Annotated in this window: 23 protein-coding genes and 2 tRNA genes; 6 read left to right on the top strand and 19 right to left on the bottom strand. The window is 72.4% G+C overall.

Annotated features, from left to right (window positions below):
• Window positions 1-80: 80 nt before the first annotated feature.
• The 4 genes from IF55_RS20010 to IF55_RS19995 form a co-directional block, all read right to left on the bottom strand.
• Window positions 81-154 (bottom strand) — tRNA-Met (locus IF55_RS20010).
• Between the two features lie 75 nt (window positions 155-229).
• Entirely contained in the window at window positions 230-2,740 is a 2,511-nt protein-coding gene (locus IF55_RS36380) for a tetratricopeptide repeat protein (RefSeq protein WP_063764009.1), read from the bottom strand.
• Between the two features lie 273 nt (window positions 2,741-3,013).
• Window positions 3,014-3,087, bottom strand: a tRNA-Met gene (locus IF55_RS20000).
• A 42-nt stretch (window positions 3,088-3,129) separates the two neighbouring features.
• The gene (locus tag IF55_RS19995) at window positions 3,130-6,021 is read right to left on the bottom strand and encodes a UPF0182 family membrane protein (protein ID WP_078644810.1); all 2,892 of its coding nucleotides are present in this window, start codon (window positions 6,019-6,021) and stop codon (window positions 3,130-3,132) included.
• A gap of 146 nt (window positions 6,022-6,167) precedes the next feature.
• Between IF55_RS19995 and IF55_RS19990 the strand changes: the two genes are divergently transcribed.
• The gene (locus tag IF55_RS19990) at window positions 6,168-6,734 is read left to right on the top strand and encodes a PPA1309 family protein (protein ID WP_245661256.1); all 567 of its coding nucleotides are present in this window, start codon (window positions 6,168-6,170) and stop codon (window positions 6,732-6,734) included.
• Between the two features lie 44 nt (window positions 6,735-6,778).
• On the opposite strand, the gene IF55_RS19985 is transcribed toward IF55_RS19990, so the two are convergent.
• The 4 genes from IF55_RS19985 to IF55_RS19970 all read right to left on the bottom strand — a co-directional run bounded on the left by IF55_RS19985 (window position 6,779) and on the right by IF55_RS19970 (window position 10,283).
• Window positions 6,779-7,867 carry a YlbL family protein gene (locus tag IF55_RS19985; RefSeq protein ID WP_030878534.1) on the bottom strand — a complete coding sequence of 363 codons (1,089 nt, stop codon included), beginning with the start codon at window positions 7,865-7,867 and terminating at the stop codon, window positions 6,779-6,781.
• 138 nt (window positions 7,868-8,005) lie between these two features.
• Entirely contained in the window at window positions 8,006-8,197 is a 192-nt protein-coding gene (locus IF55_RS19980; RefSeq protein WP_030878531.1) for a hypothetical protein, read from the bottom strand.
• Between the two features lie 254 nt (window positions 8,198-8,451).
• Entirely contained in the window at window positions 8,452-8,919 is a 468-nt protein-coding gene (locus IF55_RS19975) for a molybdenum cofactor biosynthesis protein MoaE (RefSeq protein ID WP_030878529.1), read from the bottom strand.
• A 239-nt stretch (window positions 8,920-9,158) separates the two neighbouring features.
• Complete coding sequence (locus tag IF55_RS19970; protein WP_030878525.1) at window positions 9,159-10,283, bottom strand: NAD-dependent epimerase/dehydratase family protein; 1,125 nt, start codon at window positions 10,281-10,283, stop codon at window positions 9,159-9,161.
• A gap of 192 nt (window positions 10,284-10,475) precedes the next feature.
• On the opposite strand from IF55_RS19970, the gene IF55_RS19965 reads away from it, so the two are divergent.
• Both IF55_RS19965 and IF55_RS19960 read left to right on the top strand, forming a co-directional pair.
• On the top strand, window positions 10,476-12,050 hold the full coding sequence (locus IF55_RS19965; RefSeq protein ID WP_078644750.1) for a zinc-dependent metalloprotease: 1,575 nt from the start codon (window positions 10,476-10,478) through the stop codon (window positions 12,048-12,050).
• Window positions 12,047-12,580 (top strand): NUDIX hydrolase, encoded by a 534-nt coding sequence (locus tag IF55_RS19960; protein WP_030878519.1) that lies wholly within the window; start codon window positions 12,047-12,049, stop codon window positions 12,578-12,580. The genes IF55_RS19965 and IF55_RS19960 overlap by 4 nt, the downstream gene beginning before the upstream one ends.
• 100 nt (window positions 12,581-12,680) lie before the next feature.
• Here the strand turns inward: IF55_RS19960 and IF55_RS19955 are convergent, their stop codons facing one another.
• The 4 genes from IF55_RS19955 to IF55_RS19940 all read right to left on the bottom strand — a co-directional run bounded on the left by IF55_RS19955 (window position 12,681) and on the right by IF55_RS19940 (window position 16,533).
• A complete protein-coding gene (locus IF55_RS19955) occupies window positions 12,681-13,442 on the bottom strand; it encodes an AIM24 family protein (protein ID WP_030878517.1) in 762 nt (253 codons plus the stop codon).
• Between the two features lie 16 nt (window positions 13,443-13,458).
• On the bottom strand, window positions 13,459-14,142 hold the full coding sequence (locus tag IF55_RS19950) for an AIM24 family protein (protein WP_030878514.1): 684 nt from the start codon (window positions 14,140-14,142) through the stop codon (window positions 13,459-13,461).
• An 11-nt stretch (window positions 14,143-14,153) separates the two neighbouring features.
• Window positions 14,154-15,770 (bottom strand): TerD family protein, encoded by a 1,617-nt coding sequence (locus IF55_RS19945; protein WP_030878512.1) that lies wholly within the window; start codon window positions 15,768-15,770, stop codon window positions 14,154-14,156.
• Window positions 15,771-15,936: 166 nt separating this feature from the next.
• Window positions 15,937-16,533 carry a M48 metallopeptidase family protein gene (locus IF55_RS19940; RefSeq protein ID WP_063764008.1) on the bottom strand — a complete coding sequence of 199 codons (597 nt, stop codon included), beginning with the start codon at window positions 16,531-16,533 and terminating at the stop codon, window positions 15,937-15,939.
• Window positions 16,534-16,704: 171 nt separating this feature from the next.
• On the opposite strand from IF55_RS19940, the gene IF55_RS19935 reads away from it, so the two are divergent.
• Both IF55_RS19935 and IF55_RS19930 read left to right on the top strand, forming a co-directional pair.
• Complete coding sequence (locus IF55_RS19935; protein WP_030878506.1) at window positions 16,705-17,874, top strand: ThiF family adenylyltransferase; 1,170 nt, start codon at window positions 16,705-16,707, stop codon at window positions 17,872-17,874.
• Window positions 17,875-17,916: 42 nt separating this feature from the next.
• On the top strand, window positions 17,917-19,293 hold the full coding sequence (locus tag IF55_RS19930) for an ABC1 kinase family protein (RefSeq protein ID WP_030878503.1): 1,377 nt from the start codon (window positions 17,917-17,919) through the stop codon (window positions 19,291-19,293).
• Between the two features lie 12 nt (window positions 19,294-19,305).
• Here IF55_RS19930 and IF55_RS19925 read toward each other — a convergent pair whose 3' ends face one another.
• The 5 genes from IF55_RS19925 to IF55_RS19905 form a co-directional block, all read right to left on the bottom strand.
• Complete coding sequence (locus IF55_RS19925; RefSeq protein ID WP_030878499.1) at window positions 19,306-19,515, bottom strand: hypothetical protein; 210 nt, start codon at window positions 19,513-19,515, stop codon at window positions 19,306-19,308.
• 270 nt (window positions 19,516-19,785) lie between these two features.
• Complete coding sequence (locus IF55_RS19920; protein ID WP_030878497.1) at window positions 19,786-20,097, bottom strand: hypothetical protein; 312 nt, start codon at window positions 20,095-20,097, stop codon at window positions 19,786-19,788.
• Window positions 20,094-20,465, bottom strand: a complete 372-nt coding sequence (locus tag IF55_RS19915; protein ID WP_030878493.1) for a WhiB family transcriptional regulator — start codon at window positions 20,463-20,465, stop codon at window positions 20,094-20,096. Before IF55_RS19915 ends, IF55_RS19920 begins: the two co-directional genes overlap by 4 nt.
• 119 nt (window positions 20,466-20,584) lie before the next feature.
• Window positions 20,585-20,887: a hypothetical protein gene (locus IF55_RS19910; RefSeq protein ID WP_030878491.1), complete on the bottom strand. Its 303-nt coding sequence runs from the start codon at window positions 20,885-20,887 to the stop codon at window positions 20,585-20,587.
• A gap of 141 nt (window positions 20,888-21,028) precedes the next feature.
• A complete protein-coding gene (locus tag IF55_RS19905) occupies window positions 21,029-23,281 on the bottom strand; it encodes an ATP-dependent DNA helicase UvrD2 (protein ID WP_037963473.1) in 2,253 nt (750 codons plus the stop codon).
• A gap of 167 nt (window positions 23,282-23,448) precedes the next feature.
• On the opposite strand from IF55_RS19905, the gene IF55_RS19900 reads away from it, so the two are divergent.
• Window positions 23,449-23,703, top strand: coding sequence for a mycoredoxin (locus IF55_RS19900; protein WP_030878486.1), 255 nt, complete (start codon window positions 23,449-23,451; stop codon window positions 23,701-23,703).
• A 70-nt stretch (window positions 23,704-23,773) separates the two neighbouring features.
• Here IF55_RS19900 and nudC read toward each other — a convergent pair whose 3' ends face one another.
• Window positions 23,774-24,700: an NAD(+) diphosphatase gene (gene nudC / locus IF55_RS19895; protein ID WP_030878484.1), complete on the bottom strand. Its 927-nt coding sequence runs from the start codon at window positions 24,698-24,700 to the stop codon at window positions 23,774-23,776.
• A 70-nt stretch (window positions 24,701-24,770) separates the two neighbouring features.
• Complete coding sequence (locus tag IF55_RS19890) at window positions 24,771-26,174, bottom strand: dipeptidase (protein ID WP_030878481.1); 1,404 nt, start codon at window positions 26,172-26,174, stop codon at window positions 24,771-24,773.
• Between the last annotated feature and the right edge of the window lie 5 nt (window positions 26,175-26,179).

The following is a 26,179-nucleotide window of genomic DNA, read 5'->3' as shown; positions in this document are numbered from 1 at the left end:
TGAGGCGGCATGACGGCCGTGCCGTTGCCATGACATGACGAAGGCCCGGATCCGCATCGGATCCGGGCCTTCGTACGCAGTAGCGGGGACAGGATTTGAACCTGCGACCTCTGGGTTATGAGCCCAGCGAGCTACCGAGCTGCTCCACCCCGCGTCGGTGAACAAACTCTAACCCGCCACGCCCGACCAGCGCAAACCAGTTCGCACAGCCCGCCGCACGCCCCCGCGCTCACGCCGACAGCTCCTCCCGCAGCGCCTCGCGCAGCCGCGCGGCGCGCTCCGCCACCTCCGCGGGCCCCAGCTCCACGGCCCGCGTGCACCACTGCTGCCCCTCCGCCAGCTCGCCGCGCCGCGCCATCAGCAGCGCGAGCCGCAGCGCCGCGCGGCCGTGCCCGGCCTCGGCGGCCCGCGTCCACCACAGCGCGGCCTCCGGCTCGCTGCCCTCGCGGGCCAGCAGCAGCCCGAGGTTGAAGGCGCCGTTGCGGCTGCCGGCCTCGGCGGCCTCCCGGTACCAGTGCGCGGCCTGCACGACGTCGCCGCGCATGGCGGCGAGCATCCCGAGCCGGACCTGGGCGCGCCGGTGCCCCTGCCGGGCCGCCCGCTCGTACCACTCCTCGCACTCGGCCAGTTCCGGGCCGCGCGCGCCGTCGTCGTCCGAGGGCCGGTCGAGCAGCGCGCCGAGCCGGAAGGCGGCCTCCGCGCCGCCGCCGCGCACGGCGACCCGCAGATACCGCTCGGCGCCCTCGTCCTCGCCGTCCCGCAGCAGGGCCATGGCGACCTGGAGGGCGGCGTCCGTGTGCCCGGCCGCGGCGGCCCGCCCGTACCACTGGAAGGCCGCGCGGTCCTCGCCCCGCCCGGCGTACAGGATGCCGAGGTTGAACGCCGCGTCCACGCTGCCCGCCTCGGCCGCCTTGGAGAACCACGGCTCGGCCCCGGCGGAATCGCCGCGCTGGAGCAGCAGGACGGCCAGCGCGTTGGCGGCCTCGCGGTGCCCGGTGTAGGCGGCGCGGCGGTACCACTGCTCGGCCTGCTCGGTGCGGCTCTGCTCGGTGCACAGCAGGCCCAGGTTGTACGCGCCGTTGACGTCGCCCGCGTCCAGGGCGGCGCGGTACCAGCGCTCGGCGGCCTGCGGTTCGCCCCGGTCGGCGTGCAGCGCGCCGAGCGCGTTGGCGGCGTTGCCGTCGCCCTCCTGGGCGGCGCGCAGCCACCAGACGGCGGCGCTCTCGATGTCGCCGACGTCGCGCAGCAGGAACCCGAGGGCGCACGCGGCGCGCGACTCGCCGTCCTTGGCCGCGGACAGATACCAGCGGCCGGCTTCCTTGTTCTCGCCGCGCTCCTCCAGCAGCGTCCCCAGGTGCAGCGCCGCGCGCCGGTGGCCCCGGGCGGCGGCCTGCCGGTACCACTGCTCGGCCTCGGTCGGCTGTCCGACGGCGTGCCGCGCACCCGTCGAGGGCCCGCTCTCGGCACGGGGCGCTCCGTCGGCGGCGAGGTCCGTACGGGAATCCGGGCCGGCCTCGGGCCGCGCGGCGGAGCGGCGGGCGCCTTTGGCGGCGGTCGAGGGGCCCGTGCCCGTGTCGCTCTGACGGGCCGTCACGCGGCGGGCGCCCTTGGCGGGGAGGCCCGCCCCGGTGTCGCAGTCGTGCCGGGCGGGGGCGCGGCGGGCGCCGGTGGACTGGACGGCCTGGCCCGTGCCCGTATCGGCCCCCTGACGGGCCGCCGGGCGGCGGGCGCCCTTGGTGAAGGGCGTGAGGCCGGTGCCCGTGTCGGCGGGGCGGCGCGCGCCGTGGTCGGCCGTGGCGAGGCCGCCGGCGCCGCTCTCGCCGGTCCGGGCGGCGGCCCCGGACGGGCCCGTACGCGCGCTCGTACGGCCGCCCGCCGGGCGCTCGGCGCGCCGTCGGCCGTCGCCCGCCCCCGCGCTCGGCGTGTCCCAACGGCCGGTGTCCCACAGCCCGGTGCCCGTGGCGGTGGGCCGGGCGCGTCCCCGGCCCGTACCGCGCAGGTCGCCGTAGTCGCCGAAGTCGTGCAGATCGGCGAAGTCGTCGAGGGCCTCCAGGGCCGCGGAGCCCAGCGTGAGGCTGCCGCCGGGGCGGGCCAGGGCGACGCGGCGGGCGGCGGGCCCGAGCGGTTCGAGGTTCTCGGGGCCGCGCTCGCGGACGTCGAGGATGCGCGCGAGCCGGTACGCGGCCTCGCGGTGGCCGCGCTCGGCCGCGGAGCGGAACCAGCGCTCGGCCCCGGCGTCGCCGCGGTGCTCCAGCAGGTCGGCCAGCGCGTACGCGCCGAGCGCGTGCCCGGACTCGGCGGACTGGCGCAGCCAGTACTCGGCGGCGGGCTCGTCCCCCCGTTCACGGTGGTAGCGGCCGAGCGCGTGGGCGGCGGGCGCGGAACCCGCGACGGCGGCGATCCGCCACCAGCCGGCCGCCTCGTCGGGGTAGCCGCGCTGGTGCAGCAGGACGCCGAGGTTGTTGGCGGCGGCTCGGTCGCCTTCCGCGGCGGCGGCCCGCAACTGCCGTTCGGCGCCGTCGAGATCGCCGCGGCGCAGCAGCATCGCGCCGAGCACGCTCATGGCGGCGGTGTCCCCGGCCGCCGCGGCGCGCCGGTGGGCGGACTCCGTCTCGTCATCGGCCGGATCGGGGCCCGGGTAGCCGTCCGGTGTCGGCGTCTTTCGCTCGCGCCCGCCCCCGGGCGCTTCCACAAGCCGACGTGTCTCCAACAACCTCGCCCTATCCCCCATGATCCCCATCGTCGCACCACCCACAACCCGCGTACACCTGGTATACCGCAGCCAGTGAGGTCACTTCAGCGTTTTGTCGACTTCCCGACATCGTGGCGTCCCAAACACCGCCCGGAGGCTCCACACAACCCCCACACAAAGCCCCGCCGCCCCAAGGCACCGCGACCCTGCCGTCGCGCCCCGCCCCTCGCCGCCCAGCACCGCCGCCGGCTCGGGCCGCCACCCGCCCGTACGCACGACAAAGGCCCGGAGTCCGAAGACTCCGGGCCTTTGTCCTATGAGTAGCGGGGACAGGATTTGAACCTGCGACCTCTGGGTTATGAGCCCAGCGAGCTACCGAGCTGCTCCACCCCGCGCCGTTGTGTTTCAACCCTACCACGGCGCGGGGCGGCCCCTGCTCAGCTCCCCGGCTTCCCGCTCTTCCCCTTCTCGGAAGCCTCCTGCTCGGCCTTGGCGGCGCGGTTCAGGGCGTCCTTGAGGTCCTTCTGCGCCTTCCCGTAGGCGGTCCAGTCCTGCTCCTGCAGCGCCTTCTGGCCGGCCTCGTACGCGTCCTGGGCGTCCTTGACCGCCTGCTTGGTGGTCGGGTTCTCCGAGGCCGGCGGCTTCGTGGTGTCGCCGCCGGGCGGGGTCGGCTCCCCGGACGGCTTCTTCACCCCGAAGACCACGTCGAGCGCCTTGGGCAGATCGTCCTCGAAGGCCGTCCGGTCCCCATAGGTGACGAGCACCTTCTTCAGCAGCGGATAGTTGGTGCCGGCGCCTCTCACATAGACCGGTTCGACGTAGAGCAGTCCGTCGTCGAGCGGCACGGTCAGCAGATTGCCGTATTCGATCTCGGAGTCGCCTCTCTTCAAGATATTGATCTTGTTGGCGATCTCGGGATCTCCGTTGAACTTGCTCTGCACCTGCTGTGGACCGGAGACCGTGGTCTCCGATGGCAGTTTCAGTATTCTGATCTTGCCGTAGTCCGAACTGGTCGCGTCCGCGTCGACCGCCATGAAGGCGCCGAGATTCTCTCTGCTCTTCGGCGTGAACGTCGTCGTCAGCGAGAACGCCTGGGCCTGCTGGTCCGGCATCTTCATGCTCAGGTAGTACGGCGGCACCGCGTTCCCCGACTTGGTGGTCGGGTCGTCCGGCACCTGCCACCGCTCACTGCCGGTGTAGAACGTCCCCGGGTCGGTGACGTGGTAGCGGGTCAGCAGCTCGCGCTGGACCTTGAAGAGGTCCTGCGGGTAGCGCAGGTGCTGCATCAGGTCCGAGTCGATCTCGCTCTTGGCCTTCACGGTCCCCGGGAACGACTTCATCCAGGTCTTGAGCACCGGGTCCTTGGTGTCCCACTGGTACAGCTTGACCTTGCCGTCGTACGCGTCCACGGTCGCCTTGACCGAGTTGCGGATGTAGTTGACCTGGTTCTGCTGGGCGACCACGGACCGCTGACCGGTGGTCAGGGAGTCCGCCGTGGTGTCGCCGAGCGTCGTGCGCGAGGCGTACGGATAGCCGTTGGTCGTGGTATAGGCGTCGACGATCCACTGCACCCGGCCGTCGACCACCGCCGGGTACGCGTCGCCGTCGATGGTCAGCCAGGGCGCGACCGCCTCCACGCGCTCCTTGGGCGTGCGGTTGTAGAGAATCCGCGAGCCGTCGCCGATCGCCCCGGAGTAGAGGATCTGCGGCTCCCCGAAGGCCACCGCGTAGGCCGCGCGGTTGATCGGGTTGGAGAGGTTCACCCCGCTCTTGCCCTCGTAGCTGTAGCTCTTCTCGCCGTTGTCGCCGGAGTAGTCCAGCTCCTTCTGCGGGCCGCCGACGATCGAGTACTGCGTGGTCTTCTCGCCGTAGTAGATCCGCTGCTCGTACGAGGGCAGCTTGCCCTTCGTCGGCAGGTTCTTCTCGGTGAAGTCCGGGGCGCCGCCGTCCACGGTGTCGGTGCCCTTCGCGGTGATGGCGCCGTACCCGTGGGTGTACTTGAAGTGGTCGTTGATCCAGTTGCGCTCGGGAATGCCGTTGATGTTCAGCTCGCGCAGACCGATGACCGTGTCCTGCTCCTTGCCGTCCTCCTTGTAGCGGTCGACATCTAGCGTGGACGGGAACTGGTAGTAGCCGCGGACCTGCTGGAGCTGCTGGAAGGTCGGCGAGACGATGTTCGGGTCGAGCAGCCGCATGCTGGCCGTCGAGTCCGCGTCGGCGCGCAGCTTCTGCTTGTCCTTGTCCTTCAGCTCGCTCTTGCCCGCGTACTCCTTCACATCGGAACCGTCGATGCCGTACGCCTCACGCGTGGCATTGATGTTCTTCTTGATGTACGGGGCTTCCTTGGCCTGCTCGTTCGGCTGGACCTGGAATTTCTGCACGATCGCGGGGTAGAGCCCGCCGATCAGGATCGCGGAGAGCACCATCAGCCCGAAGCCGATCACCGGCAGTTGCCAGGTGCGCCGCCACAGCGTCGCGAAGAAGAGCGCCGCGCAGATCAGGGCGATGATGAAGAGGATCGTCTTGGCCGGCAAATACGCGTTCGCGTCCACATAGCGCAGCCCGGTCCAGCCCGCCGTCGATTTCAGGCCGCTGGACTTCACCGTGAGCCCGTACCGGTCCAGCCAGTACGCGACGGCCTTGAGCAGCACGAAGACGCCGAGCAGCACCGAGAGATGGCCGGTGGCCGCGGCGGTGGCCCGCCCGCCGGGGCTGGTGATCCGCAGTCCGCCGTAGAGGTAGTGCACCAGGGCGGCGGCGATCAGCGCCAGCACCGCGGCCGCGAAGCCGAAGCTCAGCAGGAAGCGATACCACGGCAGGTCGAAGGTGTAGAACCCGATGTCCTTGTGGAACTGCGGGTCCTGCTGGCCGAAGGGGACGCCGTTGACCCACTGGAGCCAGGTGCGCCACTGCCCGGCGGCGGACGCGCCCGCGATCAGGCCCACCAGCGCGGTGACGGCGAGCAGCACCCACTTCTTGTACGGCGCGAGGCTCATCCGGTAGCGGTCGAGGCTCTGCTGCTCCATCGACATCGCGCTGAGCGGCGGCCGCAGCCGGTGCGCGAGCCAGATGTTGAAGCCGACGGCGGCGGCCATCAGCAGGCCGAAGACGGCGAACAGCCCGATCTTGGTCCCCAGCGTGGTCGTGAAGACCGAGGAGTATTTGACCGAGCGGTACCAGAGCCAGTCCGTCCAGAACCCGGCGAACATGACGAAGAGCATGGCCAGCACGGCCAGCACACCCAAGGTCATCAGCAGGGTCCGGACGCGCCGGGACGGTCGGCCGACTCTCATCCGTGGCCCTGTCGGGCCTCCGCCGCGGTCCGGCATCTGGAAAGCCAAGGTGCGCACCTCGAAGTTCAATGTCGTTGGGGAGTCGTTTGAGCGGCCCCGGTGATAGTAGGACCCAGTGTGGCAACTTACTGAGCCTTTACTCAGTTCCCGTTTTCGGTCACCTTCAGGGCACGATATTGACCATGTCCAACCTTCCCGACCCCAGCACCCCTATGGCCGCGAGTCCGCTGACCCGGGCCGTGCTCGAAATCGACGAGTACGCCTCCGGGCTCGGCTGGGATCAGCCGGCCCGCCTTTTCGCCCTCGTCGACACCGCGAAACTGCGCGCCCAGGAGCCCGGCCTCGCCGAACAGCTCGGCCTCGACGCCGCGGACGGCGAGGACGCCCCCGCCGCCATCACGCCCATCGAGCAGGACGAGCTGCCCGCGGGCGTCGCCCTCGACGAGTTCCTCGCCACCATCGCCTGGCCCGACCCGGTCACCGGCTGCGCCATGACGGTGGAGCGGCTGATGCTGCCGCCGTCCGCGGAGGGCTCCGTGCCCAACGGCCTCGACGAGGCGCGGCTCGCCGAGTGGGTCGCCGAGCACCCGGACCGCCAGGAGGTCCGTATGACGGTGGCGGTGCTCCGGGACGGCGCCCGCGAGTCCGCGCTGCGGCTGCGCGAGAAGGACTCGCCGACCGAGGTCCTCACCGGGGCCGACCTCGTACCGGGCCTCGCCGAGGCGCTGGCCGCCACGTTCGAGGCGTAGCGCCGCCGCGGGCCCTCCTCGGGGGCCCGCTCACGTCCGTACGGTCAGCCTGTCGTGCACCGCGGCAGGCCGGCCGTGTCTCCCTTGCGGATCTTCTCCAGCGCCTTCAGCGCGTCGTCTATCGTCCCGACCTTGACGAGCCGGAGCCCGTCCGGGGTGTCCTTGGCGGCGGTCGCGCAATTCCCCTTGGGCGTCAGGAAATACCGCGCGCCCTTGTCGCGAGCGGCGACGATCTTCATCGCGATGCCGCCGATGGGCCCGACCACGCCCTTGTCGTCTATGGTCCCGGTGCCCGCCACGAACTTGCCGCCCGTCAGATCGTCCGGCGTGAGCTTGTCGACGATGCCGAGGGCGAACATCAGCCCCGCGCTGGGCCCGCCGATGTCCGGCAGCTTGATGTCGATCGAGAACGGGAACGTGTGGTCGACGGCCGCGTTGATGCCGACGATGGCCCGTTTGTCCTCGGGCGCCTTGACGGTCTTCAGGACGACGGTCCGGGTCTCCTTCGGCTCCCTCTTGGCCTTCTCCGCCTCGGCCGCCTCCTTGACCGGGACGACGGTGAAGGTGACCTGCTCGCCGGGCTTGTGCTTGGTGACGAGCTTGGCCACGTCCTCGGTCCGCTTGATCTCCGTGCCGTCCACGGCCTTGATCACGTCGCCCGCGTGCAGCTTGCCCTCGGCCGGGCCGCCCTTGACCACGGACCCCACGACGATGCGGCTGCCGACCTTGATGCCGACCGCCTTGAGCGCGGCGACCTTGGCGGTCTCCTGGGACTGGCTGAACTCCTCGGCGTTCTCCTGGCTGACCTGGTCCGGGGTCTTGTCGTCCGGATAGACCGTCTCGTGCGGGACGACGAGGTCGTCGTGGTTGAGCCAGCCGAAGACCGCCTCGACCAGGTTCATCCGGTACTGGGAGCCGGTGACCCGGACCGTGGTCATGTTGAGGTGCCCGGAGGTCGGGTAGGTCTGGTGCCCGGTGATCTGGAGCACCGGCTCGCCGTCGTGCTCCCCGATGGTGTTGACGGTCGGTCCGGGGGACATGTCCGCGTACGGCACCGGGATCAGCACACCCGCGCAGAGCAGCGCGATCAGCATCAGGAGGGAGGCGAGCATCGTCGCTGTGCGGCGGGGCATGGAACGACAGTACGGGACGGGTCCGACAGCCCACCCGTGGGGCCGGGCCGTCCGTGGCCCGGCGAGTTGACGGTGTCGGCCGAAGCCGTTTCCGGGGGCGCGGCCGGGCGCCCACACGCCCCCGGCCGGGGCCCGGGGTCAGGACCCGCCGGGCGCCGCCTGGGCGGCCTCCGAACCGGCGGCCGGCCGCTCCATCGCCGCGCGGAACCGTTCGTAGCCGGCGAGTTCCGCGTTGTCCCCGTACGTCCGGTTACGCGTGGCCCAACTACCCCATATGGCGGCGGCGATCGCCGCCGTCAGCGGAATCAGCAACCAGAGGAGCGCACCCACATCGGCCTCCCGACCCCTCGGCGCCCGCCGGCGCGATCCGACCCGGCGCGCCGCCCGGCGCGGCACGGAATACGTGCGTGTCACCGGGTATCGCGCGCGGACAGGCGAACAGCGCCGGTCGCGACGCCGGCTCAGCCCTAATCAACGATAAGCAGATTAACCATCTGTCAGGTCAACGTTTATACCGGGACACGGGTTACGCAACCGGAGTAACACGCTCGGCCCAACGGCCGCTCTTCCGCCGCCGCTCCGCCTCAGCAGGCGCCGACCCACTCCTCGGTGCCGTCCGCGAACTGCTGGTGCTTCCAGATCGGGACCTCGTGCTTGAGGTCGTCGATCAGCCTGCGGCACGCGGCGAACGCCTCGGCGCGATGGGCGCAGGAGACCGCGACCACCACGGCCAGGTCCCCCACCGACAGGTCGCCGACCCGGTGGACGGCGGCCATGGCCCGTACCGGAAAGTCCGCCGCGACCTTCTCGGCGACCCGGCGCAGCTCCGCCTCGGCGCTGGGGTGGGCCGAGTAGCCGAGGCCGGCGACCTCCGCGCCGCCGTCATGATCGCGGACCGTGCCGACGAAGAGCGCGGTGCCGCCCGCGGCCCGGTCGCCGACCGCCGCGAAGACCTCGTCCAGGGACAGCGGGGTGTCGCGGACGGCGAGCAGCCGGATGACGGAGGCGGCGCTCTGGGCGGGGACGGCGGGGCGGTCGTGGGTGGTTGCCATGCCCCCATCGTGCCGCACCGGCCGGCCGGCCCGGCACCGGCCGTGCGTACGAGCCCGTACGAGCCCGTACGAGCCCGTCGGCGGGCCGCTGCGGAGCCTGTTGCAGGGGCTTCTGCCGGGCCTGGTGCCGGCCGTACGTACACGCCGCTTCCGGGCCTGGTGCCGATCGCTGCCGAGCCTGGTGCCGGCTGTACGTACGAGCCGCTACCGCCCCCGCTGCCGGGCCTGCCGCCGGGTCTCTAGAGGCGGCGGCGGGCCTTGCGGGCGCGGCGGACCAGCGCGGCCGTACCCACCAGCGCGACCGTGGCACCGGCGGCCCCCAGCGTCGTGGCGGCGTCCTTGCGGCCCAGCCGCCGGCCCACGACCGTATGGCGGCCCGAGACCTCCTCCAGCAGCTCGGCGAGGACCTCCTCATTGGTCCAGCGGGGCCGCCAGCCCGCCTCGTGCAGCCGGCTGCCGCTGACCACCCAGGGGTGCATGGTGAACGCGAGGTCGCCGGCCGGGGACGGGGTCAGCCCCAGCCGGTGCAGCCGCGAGGCCGCGCCCAGGGCGACCGCCGAGGGCAGCTCCATCCGGCGGATTCCCGTCAGCTCCTCGACCTCCTCCTGTTCCAGCCAGCCGTCGCAGCCCACCGCGAGCTCGCCCTCGGCCTTCTCCAGGGTGGCGAACTCCAGAGCGCTGACCAGGTCCTGCACATGGCAGAACTGCCAGGTGGGCCGGGAACCGGCGACGACCAGGAGGCGCGGCGACTCGAAGTAGCGGGTCAGGGCGGTGTCCGTGCCGCCGACGAGGACGGCGGGGCGCAGCACCGTGACGTTCAGCCCGGGGTGGGCGCGCGGGGCGCGCTTGGCGAGCCGCTCGATCTCCAGGAGGTCGCCGACGCCCGTGGCGTCCGCGGTGGCGCGCAGCTCGGCGTCCTCGGAGAGGGGCACGTCGTTCTCGGGGAGCGCCCCGTAGACCATCGCGGAGGTGCACAGCACGACCCGGTGCACGCCCGCGGCCGCGGCTGCGGTGAGCACGGTCTGGGTACCGCGCACGTTGTACGCCGTACGGGCCGCCGGATCGGTCTCCAGGTCGAGGTCGACGGCGAGGTGGACGACGACGTCCGCGCCGCGCAGCTTGTCCGCGATGGCCGGGTCCCGGACGTCCAGCACGTGCCATGTCGCCTCGGTGACGTCGCCGCGGCGCTCGTCGATGGCGATGACCTGCTTGATCTCCTCGGACTCGGCGAGGCGCTGCGCGAGCAGGGCGCCGATGCCCGCGGCGGCGCCCGTGACGGCCACGACAGGCCGTCGGCCGGACTTCGCGCCACCATGGGCTGTACCGTTTCGCGCTGCGCGAACGTGCGGATCTGGGGAACTCACCAGGCGTCTCCAGAGGTTGTCTTCAGTACGCATGCGCGATGACGCGTACGCACCAGGTGATGTCCATCCTGCCGCAGGCCTCGGGCCGGCGGAGCACCGAGGCCACAACCGGGCCCGGTGTCTACGCTGGGTTGTGTTGTCGGGCATTCGCCGTCGGCCCCGGGCCGGCGGCCCTACGAGCCGAGGAAACCCGTGAGTGACACCCCATTCGGATTCGGCCTTCCGCCGGAGGAGCCGGAGGACGGCGACGACGGCAAGAAGAAGGGAGGCCAGGGTGGTGGCCAGGGTCCCGCGAATCCGTTCGGGTTCGGCGGGACGGGCGGCGGAGACAATCCGTTCGCCTCGATGTTCGGTTCACTGAACCAGAACGACCTGGGCGCGGCCTTTCAGCAGCTCGGGCAGATGCTCTCGTACGAGGGCGGCCCCGTGAACTGGGACATGGCCAAGGACATCGCGCGGCAGACCGTCGCGCAGGGCACCGCCGACGGCACCAAGGACGCGAGCGTCTCGCCGGGCGAGCGGGCCTGGGTCGACGAGGTCGTGCGCCTGGCGGACCTGTGGCTGGACGGCGTGACGTCGCTGCCGTCGGGCGCGAACACGGCCGTGGCGTGGAGCCGCGCGGAGTGGGTCGAGGCCACCCTCCCGGTGTGGAAGGACCTCGTGGACCCCGTCGCGGAGCGCGTCGGCGCGGCCATGGGCGACGTCCTGCCCGAGGAGATGCAGGCCATGGCGGGCCCGCTGCTCGGCATGATGCGGTCCATGGGCGGCGCGATGTTCGGCACCCAGATCGGGCAGGCGCTGGGCGTGCTGGGCGGCGAGGTGGTCGGTTCGACCGACATCGGGCTGCCGCTGGGCCCGGCGGGCAAGGCCGCGCTGCTGCCGGTCAACGTCGAGGCGTTCGGCAAGGGCCTGGGCATCCCGCAGGAGGAGGTGCGGCTCTACCTGGCCCTGCGCGAGGCCGCCCACCAGCGGCTCTTCACCCATGTGCCGTGGCTGCGCTCGCATCTGTTCGGCGCCGTCGAGGGGTACGCGCGCGGGATCAAGGTCGACACCTCCAAGCTGGAGGACGTCGTCGGCCAGCTCGACCCGTCGCACCCCGAGCAGCTCCAGGACGCGCTCCAGCAGGGCATGTTCCAGCCGGAGGACACGCCGGAGCAGAAGGCGGCGCTGGCCCGGCTGGAGACCGCCCTCGCGCTGGTCGAGGGCTGGGTCGACGCGGTGGTGCACGCGGCGGCGGCCCCGCACTTGCCGTCCGCGGACGCGCTGCGGGAGACGCTGCGCAGGCGGCGCGCCTCGGGCGGGCCCGCCGAGCAGACCTTCGCCACGCTGATCGGCCTGGAGCTGCGGCCGCGGCGGCTGCGCGACGCGTCGCGGCTGTGGGCCTCGCTCACCGACGCGCGAGGTCTGGACGGGCGCGACGCCCTCTGGGAGCACCCGGACATGCTGCCGACGGCCGCGGACCTCGACGACCCGGACGGGTTCGTCCACCACGAGCAGCTCGACTTCTCCGAGCTCGACAAGATGCTCGGCGAGGCGGCGGGCGGCGAGCCGGGCAAGACCGACCTCAACAAGCCGGTCATCGACGAGCGGGACCGCTCGGAAGCCGACTCCCCGGAGGCGGGCCCCTCGAAGTCCGGCGCCCCGGAGACCGGCCGGGCCGAGCCCCGCAAGGGCCGTACGGACGACTCCGACGGCGGCGACGGCGGCACAGCCGCGGACGACGGCAAGAACAAGGGCAAGCACGAGGAGGGCGACGCCGACAAGTGACGAGCCTGCACGAGAACGCGGCGCGGGTCCTCGACGAGTGGCCCGCGCCGGACCCGGCCCAGCAGGAGCTGCGGCTGGCCTATCTGGACCATCTGTCGGCCCGCCCGGACGGCATGTGGAAGGCGTGCCCGGACGCGCATCTGACCGCCAGCGCGCTGGTCATCGACCCGGCCGGGGCGCGCGTCCTGCTGACGCTGCACCGCAAGCTGAAGATGTGGCTCCAGATGGGCGGGCATTGCGAGCCGCGGGACGCGACGCTGGAGGAGGCCGCCCTCCGGGAGGCGCGGGAGGAGTCCGGGATCGAGTCCGGGCTGACGCTGCTGCCCGGCGGGCCCGTACTGCTGGACCGCCACTCGACGCCGTGCGCCTGGCACCTCGACGTTCAGTACGCGGCGCTCGCCCCGGCGGAGGCCGTCGAGGCGATCAGCGACGAGTCGCTGGACCTGCGCTGGTTCCCGTACGAGGAGGTGCCGACGGTGGCCGACGCCTCGGTCGTACGCCTCATGGAGCGCACGCTCGCTCTTCTTTAAGAAGACGGCCGGTGCGTCTATAGGAAGACGGCCGAACGGTTGATGCGTCCTGGGGCGCCGCTTTGTGAAGCGGCGCCCCAGGGGGCTGTCGGCGGTGCCGTCAGCGGTTGGTCCAGATGTTGCCCTGGTTCTGGCCGTGCGCGCCCTGCGAGCCGAAGCCGTACTGGGCGGCGAGCCCCTGGCCGATCTCCGCGCCCTGCGGCGGCAGCAGCTCGCTGGGCTGTACGAGCGCGTAGCCCTGGCCCAGGAAGCTCAGCTCCCAGCCCTCCCCCGTGCTGCCGCGCCGCCGCCAGACGCCCGAGGAATGCGTCTGCGCCTGCATCTGGACACGCAGCGACGACGACCAGGCGACGATCGCGTCGGCGTCCGCGTTGACGTACTTGTCCGGGGTCACCTGGAGCATCAGGGGCTTCCCGGAGGTCATCAGGGCCACCTTGCCCCGCCCGGAGATGTTGAGGTTGTACTTGCCGGAGCCGGAGACGCCGAACTGGCTGTCCACGGCGATCGCCTCCCAGTGCAGCGTGGAGTCGAGCGCCAGGACGTACGCGCCGTCGACGGTGAGGCCGTCGTGGTCCACGTCCACCACATGGACGTGCTGGGCGAGGTTGGCGAGGTACACGGTGCCCTGCCCGGAGCAGCGCATCAGGTCCAGGCCCTCCCCCGTGCGGGCGCGCGCGTGCTGCTGCCCGGGGGGCTGGTACTCGCCGTCGAACTCGATCAGCCCTTGGTAGGCCACCATGGAGCCCTTGCGGGCGAGTACGTCGTCGTGGCCGCTGAGCGCGACGCGCAGCAGTTGGGCGTTCTGGAGCGCGTAGCGCTCCTGGGTCTGGGCCTCGGTGTAGCCGAAAAGCGGGCTCTGCATGGTCTCCTCGTCCCCCTCAGCCCCGGGCTCGGAGCCGGTCGGCGCTGTCCTCGCTGGGCTGTACCACCACGAATCCGCTGCCGGAGAAGCCGAGCTGGTACGCCTCGCCGCTGCCCCGGCCGATCATCGAGGATGCCTTGAAGCTGCGCTTGCCCTTCATCTTGAGCCCGCTGGACCAGGCGACGAGCGCGTCCGGGTCCACATAGGTCTCGTCCTCGCCGCGCCCGCAGTCCACGACGATCGGCGTGCCGCGGGAGGTGATCGCGACCCAGCCGGTGCCGGAGACGGCGACGTTGAAGAGGCCCTGCCCGGCGAATTTCGCCATGCCCTTGACGCGCTGCACGCCCCACTGGAGGTGGGCGTCGAAGGCGAGCAGATTGGTGCCGTTGACGGAGAGCGAGTCGCCGTTCAGTTGGAGGCAGATGACGTCGGCGCCGTAGTCGGCGAGGTAGAGCAGGCCGTCGCCGCGGCAGACCATGAGGGGCGCGCCCTCGCCGGTCAGCCACTGGGACGCCATCTGGCGCACGGCCGGCGGGTTCGGCTCGTACTGCACGAACCCCTCGTACGCGACCATCGAGCCGGTGCGCGCGAAGAGGTCCTGGCCGCCGCGCATGGCCACCTTCAGCATGCTGCTGCCGTGGTTCTCCATCCGGGCGGCGGTCGGGGCCGGGGCGAAGCCCGAGATCAGTGTCTGGTCCATGGCGGGCTCCTTCAGACCTCGTAGGGCTGGACGACGATGAAGTTTCCGGGCGCGCCGCGGAACTGGAGGTTCACGGTCTCACCGGAGTGGCCGGGGTAGGCGTGGCGGCGCAGCCGGACCTGGCTGGAGATGATCACCTGCGCGGCGGCGGACCAGGCGACGATGGCGTTGCTGTCCGCGAAGGTGGTCGGGGTGACCGGGAGGACGACGGGGGTGCCGTGCGTCTTGACGACGACGGTGCCGGTGCCCTGGAACTGCATGGTGAACAGCGCGCCGCCGGGGATGCCGTGGCCCTCGATGCGGCGCACCTCATGGTGCAGCGATTCGTCGAAGGCGAGCACGGCGTCGGCGGAGACGCAGATCGCGTCGCCCTGGAGTTCGATGGGGTGCAGGTGGGCGGAGTTCTCCGCCAGGAAGACCTGGCCGCGGCCGGTGCAGCGCATCAACTGCATCTCCTGGCCGGTGGCATTGCCGACGATGCGGCCGGCGAACCCGGCCCCCTTGTAGCCGAAGTCGACCTTGCCCTGGTAGAGCACCATGCTGCCCTGCCGGGCGAGGACGGGACCGCCGTCGGCGCCGAGGTCGACGCGGATCAGCTTGTCGTTCTGAGGGGTCCAGCGCGCTCCGTTCGGCGCCTCCCGGTACCGCGCGAGCGCCGCTTGGACGCCGGGCGCTGCGGTGTTCTCCTGGGGCACCCCTTGGGGGTACGGCTGGGTCGCCGGGGAGGCGGCTTGCGGGCCTCCGTACGGCGCGGGGTGGCCGGGCGGGGCGACCTGGCCGTACGGGCCCGGCGACTGCGCGGGCACGCCCGGCGGGGCCGGAGGCGGCGGCTGGACGTGTCCCTGGGGCGGGCCGGGCAGGTGGCCGGGGTGCGCGATGGGGGCGGCGATCGTCGGCGCCGCGTGCACCGGCGGGGACTGCATATGTCCCTGGGGCGGGCCGGGCTCCGGGGCGGGCGCCGGGGTGGCCGGCGGTGGTGCGGCGGGAGCCGGGGGCGCGAAGGCCGGTGGTTCGGCGGCCGGCGGGGCGAAAGGCGGGGGCTCGGCGGCCGGCGGGGCGAAGCCCGGTGCGGCCGCTTGCGCGGGCGGTTCGGGCTCCTCTTCCAGGACTTCGCCGCCGAAGTTCTTGAGCAGCGCTTCGAGCCCGCCGTCGAACCCCTGGCCGACGGCCGCGAACCGCCAGACGTCCTTGCGGTAGAAGTCCCCGAGCATCACCGCGCGCTCGGTGCTGAACTCGGTGCCGTCGAAGGAGTAGCGGGCGACTTCCTCGCCGCCCGCGACGATGCGCAGATAGCCGGGGCCGATCTGCGACATCTGGCCCGCGCCGTCGATCGTCGCGGTGAAGGAGAGCTTGTGGATCGCGGCCGGCACCCGGTCGAGGGTGACGCGGAACGACTCGGTGTCCCCCGCTTGCGCGCCGAGCTGCTGGATCGCCTCTTCCGGGGATTTCGGCTGGTTGAAGAAGATGAAGTAGCGGTCGTCCGACAGCCGTTCCTCGGCGTCGAGGCCGAACGCGCTGATGTCGAAGGTGAGGCCGGACCCGGCGATCCGCACCCCCACGTACAGATCGGTCCCCGCCGTCAGATCACTGATCCTGGCCTTGTGGCCACGCTGGAATTCCCTGGCCATGCGTAAGCCCGTCCCCCGTCCCTGCCGTCCCGTGCTTGCGTTGCGACAGGCTAGCGGCTGCCGAACCCCGGTGGCAGGCCGGGCCGCGGCTCCGGTACGGGCACGACGCCACGGCGGCCGCGAACCGCGGCGCGCGCGGCGTGGACGGCCCGGCCCCGGCGCGGGGCTATTCGCTGCGGGCCGCGGGCAGGTGCGGCAGCCGGTCCGCGGCGACCACGCCCTCCAGGTAGCCGCGGGCCCGCTCGGTGCGCGGGTAGGACTCCAGGAGGCGCCAGAAACGCGGGCCGTGCCCCGGTACGAGCAGGTGGGCGAGTTCGTGGACGAGTACGTAGTCGACGACGTACTCCGGCATGCCCTGGAGGCGGTGGGACAGGCGGATGCTGCCCTCGGCGGGCGTGCACGAGCCCCACCGGGTGTTCTGGTTGGTGACCCAGCGGACGGAGGCGGGCCGGGCCCGGCCGCCGAGGTACTGGTCGGAGAGCTGCTCGGCGCGCTCGGCCAGCTCGGCGTCGCCCAGCATGCGCTTGTTCTCCTGGGCGGCGAGCTTCTCCAGCATCACGCCCACCCAGCGCTGCTCCTCGGCCTCGGACATCCGGGCCGGGATGAGGACCACGGTGTGGTCGCCCTCGCGGTAGGCCGAGACCGTTCTGCGTCGGCGTGTGCTCCTGCGGACCTCGACCGCGTTCGCCCCGGACGAGCGGGACTGCGGGCTCGGCGCGCTGCGCGGTGATCTTGCGGCACTGTGCAGAGGGTCGACGGACACGCCTCGACGTTACCCGCTGGCGGCGACGGAAGTCCCGACCTCGCTCGGTTGTCGGGGGAAACACTCATCGGAGTGCACTACTTGTACGACAAACACGCCCCCCTGTGGATAACTTTCGGCGGAGGTCCGCCGGTCCGAGCATGCTGGTCCCGACCGATGGGGGAGGCGAGCATGCATCCGATGATCAAGCCCGCGCTGCGGCGCGGCTGGCGCAACCGCGACACCGTGCAGTTCGGGGTGGCGCCCGCGCACGCGGTATTGCTGGGTCCGGTGGACACGGCGACGGGGAGCTTTCTCGACCTGCTGGACGGGACGCGCGGCCTGCCGCTGCTGCGCGCCCAGGCCAAGGCGATGGGGCTGCCCGAGGGCCGGGCGGACTCACTGGTGGAGCGGCTGTCCGCGGCCGGCCTGCTGGACGATCCGCTGGGCGGCGGGGAGCCCGCGGCCGCGCTGCGGGACACGGGGCCGGCCGTGGACCGGCTGCGGCCCGACCTGGCGTCGCTGTCCGTGCTGCACCCGGAGCCGGGCGGCGCGTCGCGGATGCTGGGCGCGCGCCGGGCCATTCGGGTGCAGGTGCGGGGCGCCGGACGGGTGGGGGCGGCGATCGCCGCCCTGCTGTCGGCGTCGGGGGTGGGGCAGGTCGATGTGGTGGAAGGGGGGTGTGTCGAGCCGTGGGACACGCTGCCCGGCGGGGTCCGCGCCGAGCAGATCGGGGAGCGGCGCGACACCGCGGCCCGGCGGCTGGTCCGGCAGTCCGCTCCGGGGCCGCGGCCCCGGGCCCGCCCGCGGAAGGACGCTCCGCCCGAGGGGACGGGCCTGCCCGACGGAGCGCCGGAGCCCCCGTTGTCGCTGGTGGTGCTCGCGCCGCGGGACGGCCTCGCGGCGTATGCGCCGGATCCCGCCGTCGCCGCCCCCTTCCTCGGCTCCGGGACGCCTCATCTGTACGCGGGGGTCATCGAGTGCACGGGAGTGGTGGGGCCGCTGGTGGTGCCGGGCGGATCGGCGTGCGCGGGCTGCCTGGAGCTGGGCCGGGTCGAGAGCGATCCCACCTGGCCCCGGATGCTCGCCCAGTGGCGGTCGGGCCGGGCGGCGGGGGCGCCGTCCTGCGATGCCGCGCTCGCCACGGTGGTCGGCGGGCTGGCCGCCGTGCAGGCGCTGGCCTTCCTGGACGGGCGGCCGCCGGAGTCGGCGGGGACCCGGCTGGAGGTCACACTGCCGGGCGCGGGGTGGGCTCCTCGGCGTATCGCTCCGCATCCGGCATGCTCGTGCGGAGCGGCAGAATCCGCCCATCCTGAATGCGCCTCGGCCCCGAAGCCGTTGCACGAGACAATGGTCGGGTGACAGTCGTACTCGGCGTGGCTGTTCAGGTAGTTGGAGGGGTGCATGTCTGATCTTCCCCGCAAAGCGGTCACCCGCACCGCGAAGTTGGCCGCGTTGCCGCTGGGTTTCGCGGGCCGCGCCACCTGGGGGCTCGGCAAGCGGATCGGCGGCCGGTCGGCGGAGCTCGTGGGGCGCGAGCTGCAACAGCGCACGGCCGAGCAGCTTTTCAAGGTGCTCGGGGAGCTGAAGGGCGGCGCGATGAAGTTCGGGCAGGCCCTGTCCGTCTTCGAGTCGGCCCTGCCGGAGGAGATCGCCGGTCCGTACCGGGCGGCCCTGACCAAGCTCCAGGAGGCCGCGCCGCCGATGCCGACCAGTTCCGTCCACGCGGCGCTGGAGGAGCGGCTCGGCGAGGACTGGCGGGAGCTCTTCACGGAGTTCGAGGACCGGCCGGCCGCCGCCGCGTCGATCGGGCAGGTGCACCGGGGGGTGTGGCACGACGGGCGCGAGGTCGCGGTCAAGGTGCAGTACCCGGGGGCCGGCGAGGCGCTGCTGTCGGATCTCACCCAGCTCAGCCGGTTCGCGAAGCTGCTGGGGCCGCTGATCCCGGGCATGGACCTCAAGCCGCTCATCTCCGAGCTGCGCGACCGCGTCTCCGAGGAGCTCGACTACGAACTGGAGGCCCGGGCCCAGCGCGCCCACGCACGGGAGTTCGCGCAGGACCCGGACGTGGTGGTGCCGGACGTGGTGCACCAGGGTGACCAGGTGCTGATCACCGAGTGGCTGGGCGGGCTGCCGCTGTCCGAGGTGATAGAGAGCGGCAGCCAGGAGGAGCGGGACAGAGCGGGGCAACTGCTGGCGCGCTTCCTCTTCTCGGGCACGGCCCGTACGGGGCTGCTGCACGCCGACCCGCATCCGGGCAACTTCCGGCTGCTGACGGGCGACGGCGCCGACGGTCCGCCGGAGTCGTGGCGCCTCGGCGTGCTGGACTTCGGCACGGTGGACCGGCTGCCGGACGGGCTGCCGCCGACCATCGGCACCGCGCTGCGGATGGCGCTGGACGGCCACGCGGAAGGGGTTTTGGACCTGCTGCGCGAGGAGGGGTTCGTCAAGCCGTCGATCGAGCTGGACCCGGAGGCGGTGCTGGACTATCTGCTGCCGATCATCGAACCGGCGCAAGTGACGAAGTTCACGTTCTCGCGGGGCTGGATGCGGGCCCAGGCGGCGCGGATCGCGGACCCCCGCTCCCCCGCGCACCAGCTCGCCCGGCAGCTCAATCTGCCGCCCTCGTATCTGCTGATACACCGGGTGACGACGAGCACCATCGGGGTGCTGTGCCAGCTCGGGGCATCGGTGCGGCTGCGGGACGAGTTGGAGGCGTGGGTGCCCGGGTTCGGCGCGGGCGAGGAGGCGCGGGAGGCGTCCGAGGAGGCCCCCGCCTGACGGGAGCCGCGCTCACCACCAGGGCGAGTCGAGGCGTCCTTCGATCGCTCTGATGTTGGCGCGGGCGCAGTCGTCGCAGAAGTAGCGGCGGGTGCCGTTCTCGACGGAGCAGGTCCAGGTCGCCGGCGTCCGGTCGGCAGCGGTGCCGCAGCGGGCGCACACGGTGGGAGTCTCAGGGTCCGCCGGGTCCGGCGGCACCTGTTCATGCGTCTTCTGGTCCACTCCCCGACGATATCCCCGCGAACGGTGCGGGAGAGGCGCAACCCGACCGACACCCGACGAACACCTGCTCGATGCCCGACCCTTGCGGCCTCCAGCCGGCCGGTGGCCGGTCCGCCGCCGACCGGCATCCGACGAACACCCGCCCAACGCGGCATGGCGGGCCGGTCCCGCCCCCATCGGGGGGACAGGTCCGGCCCGCCATGCCGTCCCGGCGTCATGCCGGGTCTTTCGCTGCTTCGAGCCGCGCGGGGGCGGGTGGCCGTTCGGCCGTCAGTGCATGACGGCCATGGCCAGGGCGCGGCGGGCGCGGAGCGAGGCGCGCTCCGCGCGGCGCTGCATCCGGCGGGCGGCGGCCAGCCGGAGGGCCCTGCGCTCCGTTTCGGCCTCGTGCAGCCGATCGTTCATATGCGCGCGGGCCAGGGCTTCTGGGATGAGTTGCATTTCGAGGGTCCTGTTCTGGCTCGACTCCGTCGCACCGGAGGTGTCACGGGCGGGGGTCTCGGAGATGGGTGGGGTCATGTTCTGGTCCTGCTTCTGGGGGTCGTGCGTCGCTGGGCGATCGATGGTGCCGAGGGTGCTCATGCCGTGACCGGGTTCTTGCGCGGACGGCCGCGCGGACGCTTGCGGGCCACCACCACGCCCTGGACGAAGAGTTCGCCGCCCCAGACGCCCCACGGCTCGCGGCGGTCCTTGGCGCCGGCCAGGCAGGCCTCGCGCAGGGGGCAGGTCTGGCAGAGGGACTTGGCGTACTCCACGTCGGCCGGGGTCTCGGCGAAGAAGACCTCCGGGTCGTAGGAGCGGCAGGGCACGGGCACGCCGAGGTTCTCGATCGCGTCGTCGAGGTCGGTGAGGGCGGTGAGCGGGGCGGGCGGGGTCAAGGAGTCCTCCGTAAGACCGGGCGGGGGGATCAGGTCGGTTGCTACTGACGGGGTGTGTGCCTTGAGTTGCACGGTCTTGTGTTTCCTCGTCTGTCGGTCCGGCTTGTGGCCGGGCGTATGGCAAAACAAAAGGGCCGCGAAACCCGGTGTGGGTTCCGCGGCCCTGGAAGGTGCCGACCTGATCATGCCGATCAGGATGGATCTCTCCAGGGTTCGAGGCCACGGAAGGCCCACATCGTGTGGTGCTGGTTCTGCGTCTTCAGGTTGGTCGCGTATCCGGCGCCGCTGAGCGACTCGGCGGAGGCGAAGGCGCCTGCCTGCGCCGCCGCTGCCACTACTGCCTGTGCGTGAATCGGCCGCTCACGCTTGGTGAAGCGCGATTCCACGACGCCGGACAGACCGGTGGCGGGAAGCGGGGCCAGGAAGGAGCCGCGCAGGCAGGAGGCGGCGACCGGGCGATCGGTCAGTTTGTTGATGATCGTGAAGTTCTTCATGGTCTCCGCCTCCTCTCGGCGTCTCATGGGACCGGCTGAACCAGTCCGCGGTTGTTAAGTACAGCACGAAATCATCGGATCCAGGAAGAGCCGTTGACCTCGTGCTCGGAAGGCTATGGGTATGCCGTCCGCGCGCGCAAACTATTTTTTCGCAGAGTCTTCGGAAGATTTTTTCGAGGCGTCCGCGCCGCGCTCGGCGCTCGGGTGCTCAGGGGCATCAGCGGCATCGGTATGCGTCAGCTCCTCGCCCCCGCACAGCGCCAGGACGTCGGCGCCGAATCTGCCGAGCTTGCGCACGCCCACCCCGGAAATGCCCGCGAGCTGCCCCTCGTTCTCCGGCACCGCCTCGGCGATGGCCAGCAGCGTCTTGTCCGTGAAGATGCAGTACGCGGGCTGGCCGAGGCCCTTGGCCCGCTCGGCGCGCCAGTCGTGCAGTCGCGCGTACAGCGCCTCGTCGAGCTCGGAGGGGCAGTCCTCGCAGCGCATGAGCTTCATTTCGCCCGCGTCCGTCAGGGTCCGGCCGCAGACCCGGCAGCGGGCGGGGACGCGCCGCTTGCGAACGGGGGCGCCGGGGCGCTCCACGCCGCCTGTGCCGCCCGTGCTCGCGGCTTCGGGCCGCCGGGTCGCGGAGCCGGGCCGCAGGCCGTTCAGGAAGCGGCTGGCGCGGCGCGTGGCGCGGCCGCCGGGGGTGCGGGACAGCGACCAGGACAGGGCGAGGTGGCGGCGGGCCCGGGTGACGCCCACGTACAGGAGCCGGCGCTCCTCCTCGATCTGTTCGTCGGTCTTGGCGTAGGCGATCGGCATCATGCCCTCGGTGAGGCCGACGAGGAACACGGCGTCCCACTCCAGGCCCTTCGCCGCGTGCAGTGAGGCGAGCGTCACACCTTCCACGGTCGGCGCGTGCTGGGCGTTGGCGCGCTCGTCGAGTTCGGCGACGAGGTCGGCGAGGGTCGCGTCGGCCTTGGCCCGTACGAAGTCCTCAGCGAGCCGTACGAGGGCCGCCAGGGACTCCCAGCGGTCCCGGGCCGCCCCCGCCCCCGCGGGCGGCTCAGGCGTCCAGCCCTTGGTGCTGAGCACCGCCCGCACCTGGGAGGGCAGGTCGACGATGTCGTCGAGCAGGGCGTCGTTGGCGCCGAAGCGGGCGGCCCCGCGCAGCGCCGCCCCCGCCTCGCGCACCTCCGTCCGCTCGAAGAACCGCTCGGCGCCGCGGAGCTGGTAGGGCACCCCGGCGTCGGCGAGCGCCCCCTCGTAGACCGCGGACTGGGAGTTGGCGCGGAAGAGGATCGCGATCTCGCTCGCGGGCACGCCCGAGGCGATGAGGTCGCGGACCCGGCGGGCGGTGCCCTCGGCCTCGGCGGGCTCGTCCCCGTACTCCGTGAAGGCGGGCTCGGGGCCGGGCTCGCGCTGCGAGACCAGTTCGAGGCGGTGCTCGGCGGCTCGGCCGCGGGCATGGGCGAGGACGCCGTTGGCGAGGTTCACGACCTGGGGGGTGGAGCGGTAGTCCCGGATGAGCTTGACCACCGTGGCGTCCGGGTGTCTGTTGCGAAAGTTCAGCAGGTGGTCGGGGGTGGCGCCGGTGAAGGAGTAGATCGTCTGGCTGGCGTCGCCGACGACGCACAGGTTGTTCCGGTCGCCGACCCACAGGTCGAGGAGGCGCTGCTGGAGGGGGCTGACGTCCTGGTACTCGTCGACCACGAAGTGCTGGTACTGGCCGCGGACGGTCTCCGCGATGTCGTGCCGGTCCTGGATCACGCCGACGGTGAGCAGCAGCACGTCCTCGAAATCGATCACGCCGCGGTCGCGCTTGAGCTGCTCGTACGTGGCGTAGATCCGGCCGATCTCGGCGGGGTCGCGGGGGGCCTCGCGACCGACCTTGGCGACGGCGGCCGGATAGTCCTCGGGCACGGTCTGGGTGACCTTGGACCACTCGATCTCGCCCGTGACATCGCGCAGTTCATTGCGGTCGAGGCGGACGCGGCAGCGCGCGGCGGCCTCCGCGACGAACTGGACCTTGCGCTCGATCAGCCGCGGCACGTCGCCGCCGACGGCCTTGGGCCAGAAGTACTGGAGCTGGCGCAGGGCGGCCGAGTGGAACGTGCGCGCCTGGACGCCGCCCGCGCCGAGCTGGCGCAGCCGGCCGCGCATCTCGCCCGCGGCGCGGTTGGTGAACGTGACGGCGAGCACGCTCGCGGGCTGGAGTATCCCGGCCCGGACGCCGTACGCGATGCGGTGGGTGATCGCGCGCGTCTTCCCCGTACCGGCCCCGGCCAGCACGCATACCGGACCGTGCAGGGCCGTGGCCACCTCGCGCTGCTCGGGGTCGAGCCCGTCGAGCACCGCGTCGGCAGAGTCAGGGACCTGAGGGAAGAGGGTGGAACGCGTTGCTGCTGTCACCCCGCCATGCTGCCAGGTCCGCTGAGACGACCGTGACGGTTGTCCACAGGCGCCCGGCTCCGGTCGTACTAATGCCGGGTCCGGCGCGTACCGGGGCCGGGAATGGTCGGCGTCGGTCGCGCGTTCTATCACCGCAATCACGCCAGCACGAAGGAGCGCGAGGACTGATGTCGGGCACTGTGACGATGTACAGCACCACCTGGTGCGGCTACTGCCGCCGGCTGAAGAGCCAGATGGACCGCGAGGGGATCGCGTACACCGAGGTCAACATCGAGCACGACGCCGACTCGGCGGCCTTCGTGGAGAAGGCGAACGGCGGCAACCAGACCGTGCCGACGCTGCTGGTCGTGGCGGAGTCCGGCGCGGAGTCGGTCATGACCAACCCGAGCCTGGCCCAGGTCAAGCAGGCTCTCGCCGCCTGACCGTCCGACGGGTGAGGGCCCGGACCCGCTCGGGTCCGGGCCCTCACGCGTGTCCGGGGGCGGCTCGGGGCTACGGCAGCGGCTTGCCGTACCACAGCTCGATGAGCCGGGCCGCGATGGAGATGCCCGTGGGCGGCAGGACCTCCCCGGAGTCGAACGCGGCCCGCAGGTCGTCCCGCGAGAACCAGCGCGCCTCGTGGATCTCCTCGCCGTCCACCTGGATGTCCGAGGACGTGGCCCGCGCCATGAAGCCGAGCATCAGGCTGGAGGGGAAGGGCCAGGGCTGGCTGGCGACGTACTCGACGTCGCCGACGACCACGCCCGCCTCCTCGGCGACCTCGCGGCGCACGGCCTGCTCGATCGACTCCCCCGGTTCGACGAATCCCGCGAGCGTCGAGAAGCGCCCCTCGGGCCAGTGCATCTGGCGGCCGAGCAGCGCCCGGTCCTCCTCGTCCGTCACCAGCATGATCACGGCGGGGTCGGTGCGCGGGTAGTGCTCGGCGCCGCACGCCTGGCAGCGGCGGATGTGGCCGGCCGCCGCCACGACGGTGCGCTCGCCGCAGCGCGAGCAGAAGCGGTGCAACCGCTGCCAGTTCTCCAGCGCCACCGCGTGCACCAGGAGCCCCGCGTCACGCGGGGAGAGCAGCAGCCCCGCCTCGCGCAGCCCCGCCGGGCGCGCGGACTGGTCCATCCGGCCGGGCAGCGCGTCCTTCTGGAGCGCGAAGTAGCGCACGCCGTCCTCGTCCTCGCCGAGGAAGTAGCGGTGCGTCTCGGTGACCGGGGCCTCGAAGGCCGGGGTCATGACGAGTTCGGTGCGGCCGTCGGGGGTGTCGTCGATCAGCGCCTGACCGCCGGAGACCACGAAGACCCGCGTCGTGGGGTGGCTCCAGGCCGCGGCCAGCCACGCCTCGTCGAGCCGGTGGTGCGCGGCGCGGTCGATGCCGCTCGCGGCGCTGAGCGTGATGGGCCGGCTGTCGGTGCGATCGGTGGTGGTCACGGCTGCTTCCAACTTCCCCTGCGAACGGGTGGTTTACGACGGTGCGGGCACTGAAGCGCGTGCGTGCGCGTCAGCTATGGGAGGTCCAGTTCTCGGCGAGGTCGCCCCAGAGGTACGCGGCCGTCTCGACGCCCTTCATGAGGAGGTCCAGTTCGACCTTCTCGTTCGGCGCGTGCCAGCCGTCCGAGGGCACGGAGATGCCGAGGAAGAGCACCGGGACGCCGAGCACGTCCTGGAGGTCGGCGGCCGGGCCCGAGCCGCCCTCGCGCGTGTAGCGGACCCGCTGCCCGAAGGCCCGCTCCATGGCCCGTACGACGGACTGGAGCGCGGGGTGGTCGAGCGGGGTCAGGCAGGGGCGGGTCGCGCCCCAGAAGGTGATCTCGTGGCGGATGCCGGCCGGCAGGCGCGCGGCGACCCACTCCCGCATGCTCTGCTGGATCTTCTCCCCGTCCTGCCCGGCGACCAGCCGGAAGGACAGCTTGAGCTGGGCCTTGGACGGCACGATGGTCTTCCCGCCGGGCCCCTGGTAGCCGCCGCCGATGCCGTTGACCTCGGCGGTGGGCCGCGCCCAGATCCGCTCCAGGGTGGTGTGCCCGGCCTCGCCGGCGGTGGCGTGGGAGTGCGCGGTGCGCAGCCACCGCTCCTCGTCGAAGGGCAGCTCGGCGAAGAGTTCGCGCTCGCGGTCGGTCAGCTCCACGACGCCGTCGTAGAAGCCGGGGACGGCGACCTTGCGCTCGTCGTCGTGGAGGGCCGCGGCCAGCCGGGCCGCCTCGGTGGCCGGGTTGGGCACCGCGCCGCCGAAGGAGCCGGAGTGGATGTCCTGGTCGGGACCGTAGAGGTCGACCTGGCAGTCGGTGAGGCCGCGCATGCCGGTGCAGACCGTCGGGGTGTCCTCGGACCACATTCCGGTGTCGGAGACGATCACGGCGTCGCAGGCGAGGCGGTCGGCGCGGGCGCGGATCAGGTCGGGGAAGTGCGGGGAGCCGGACTCCTCCTCGCCCTCGACGAGGAGCTTGAGGTTGACCGCGGGCGCGGTGCGGCCGGTGGCCGCCAGGTGCGCCCGTACGCCCAGGGTGTGGAAGAACACCTGCCCCTTGTCGTCGGCGGCGCCGCGCGCGTACAGCCGGCCCTCCTTGACGACGGGGTCGAAGGGGCCGGTGTGCCAGCCGTCCTCGCGGTCGGCGGGCTGCACGTCGTGGTGGCCGTAGACGAGCACCGTGGGGGCAGCCGGGTCGCCGGAGGGCCACTCGGCGAAGACCGCGGGCGCGCCGGCCGTCTCCCATATCTCGGCGGTCGGGAAGCCCGTGTCGGTCAGCTTCGCGGCCAGCCATTCGGCGCTGCGGCGCACGTCCCCGGCGTGGCCGGGGTCGGCCGAGACGGAGGGGATGCGCAGCCACTCCGCGAGGTCGTCGAGGAAGGCGGCGCGGTGGCCGTCGAGGTAGGTGCGGACGGCACTGTCCGGGGTGTTGCTCATGACAT

Source organism: Streptomyces varsoviensis (assembly GCF_000718635.1).
Classification (GTDB): domain Bacteria; phylum Actinomycetota; class Actinomycetes; order Streptomycetales; family Streptomycetaceae; genus Streptomyces; species Streptomyces varsoviensis.
Note: the sequence above shows the minus strand (reverse complement) of the source record. Positions and strands in the feature narration are given on the sequence as shown.

Bases quoted from the DNA above. Each gene is read 5' to 3' on its own strand.
- IF55_RS36380 (WP_063764009.1), bottom strand. From the start codon at position 2,740: ATGGGGATCATGGGGGATAGGGCGAGGTTGTTGGAGACACGTCGGCTT.
- IF55_RS19995 (WP_078644810.1), bottom strand. From the start codon at position 6,021: ATGCCGGACCGCGGCGGAGGCCCGACAGGGCCACGGATGAGAGTCGGC.
- IF55_RS19990 (WP_245661256.1), top strand. From the start codon at position 6,168: ATGTCCAACCTTCCCGACCCCAGCACCCCTATGGCCGCGAGTCCGCTG.
- IF55_RS19985 (WP_030878534.1), bottom strand. From the start codon at position 7,867: ATGCCCCGCCGCACAGCGACGATGCTCGCCTCCCTCCTGATGCTGATC.
- IF55_RS19975 (WP_030878529.1), bottom strand. From the start codon at position 8,919: ATGGCAACCACCCACGACCGCCCCGCCGTCCCCGCCCAGAGCGCCGCC.
- IF55_RS19955 (WP_030878517.1), bottom strand. From the start codon at position 13,442: ATGCAGAGCCCGCTTTTCGGCTACACCGAGGCCCAGACCCAGGAGCGC.
- IF55_RS19950 (WP_030878514.1), bottom strand. From the start codon at position 14,142: ATGGACCAGACACTGATCTCGGGCTTCGCCCCGGCCCCGACCGCCGCC.
- IF55_RS19945 (WP_030878512.1), bottom strand. From the start codon at position 15,770: ATGGCCAGGGAATTCCAGCGTGGCCACAAGGCCAGGATCAGTGATCTG.
- IF55_RS19935 (WP_030878506.1), top strand. From the start codon at position 16,705: ATGCATCCGATGATCAAGCCCGCGCTGCGGCGCGGCTGGCGCAACCGC.
- IF55_RS19930 (WP_030878503.1), top strand. From the start codon at position 17,917: ATGTCTGATCTTCCCCGCAAAGCGGTCACCCGCACCGCGAAGTTGGCC.
- IF55_RS19920 (WP_030878497.1), bottom strand. From the start codon at position 20,097: ATGAGCACCCTCGGCACCATCGATCGCCCAGCGACGCACGACCCCCAG.
- IF55_RS19910 (WP_030878491.1), bottom strand. From the start codon at position 20,887: ATGAAGAACTTCACGATCATCAACAAACTGACCGATCGCCCGGTCGCC.
- IF55_RS19900 (WP_030878486.1), top strand. From the start codon at position 23,449: ATGTCGGGCACTGTGACGATGTACAGCACCACCTGGTGCGGCTACTGC.
- IF55_RS19890 (WP_030878481.1), bottom strand. From the start codon at position 26,174: ATGAGCAACACCCCGGACAGTGCCGTCCGCACCTACCTCGACGGCCAC.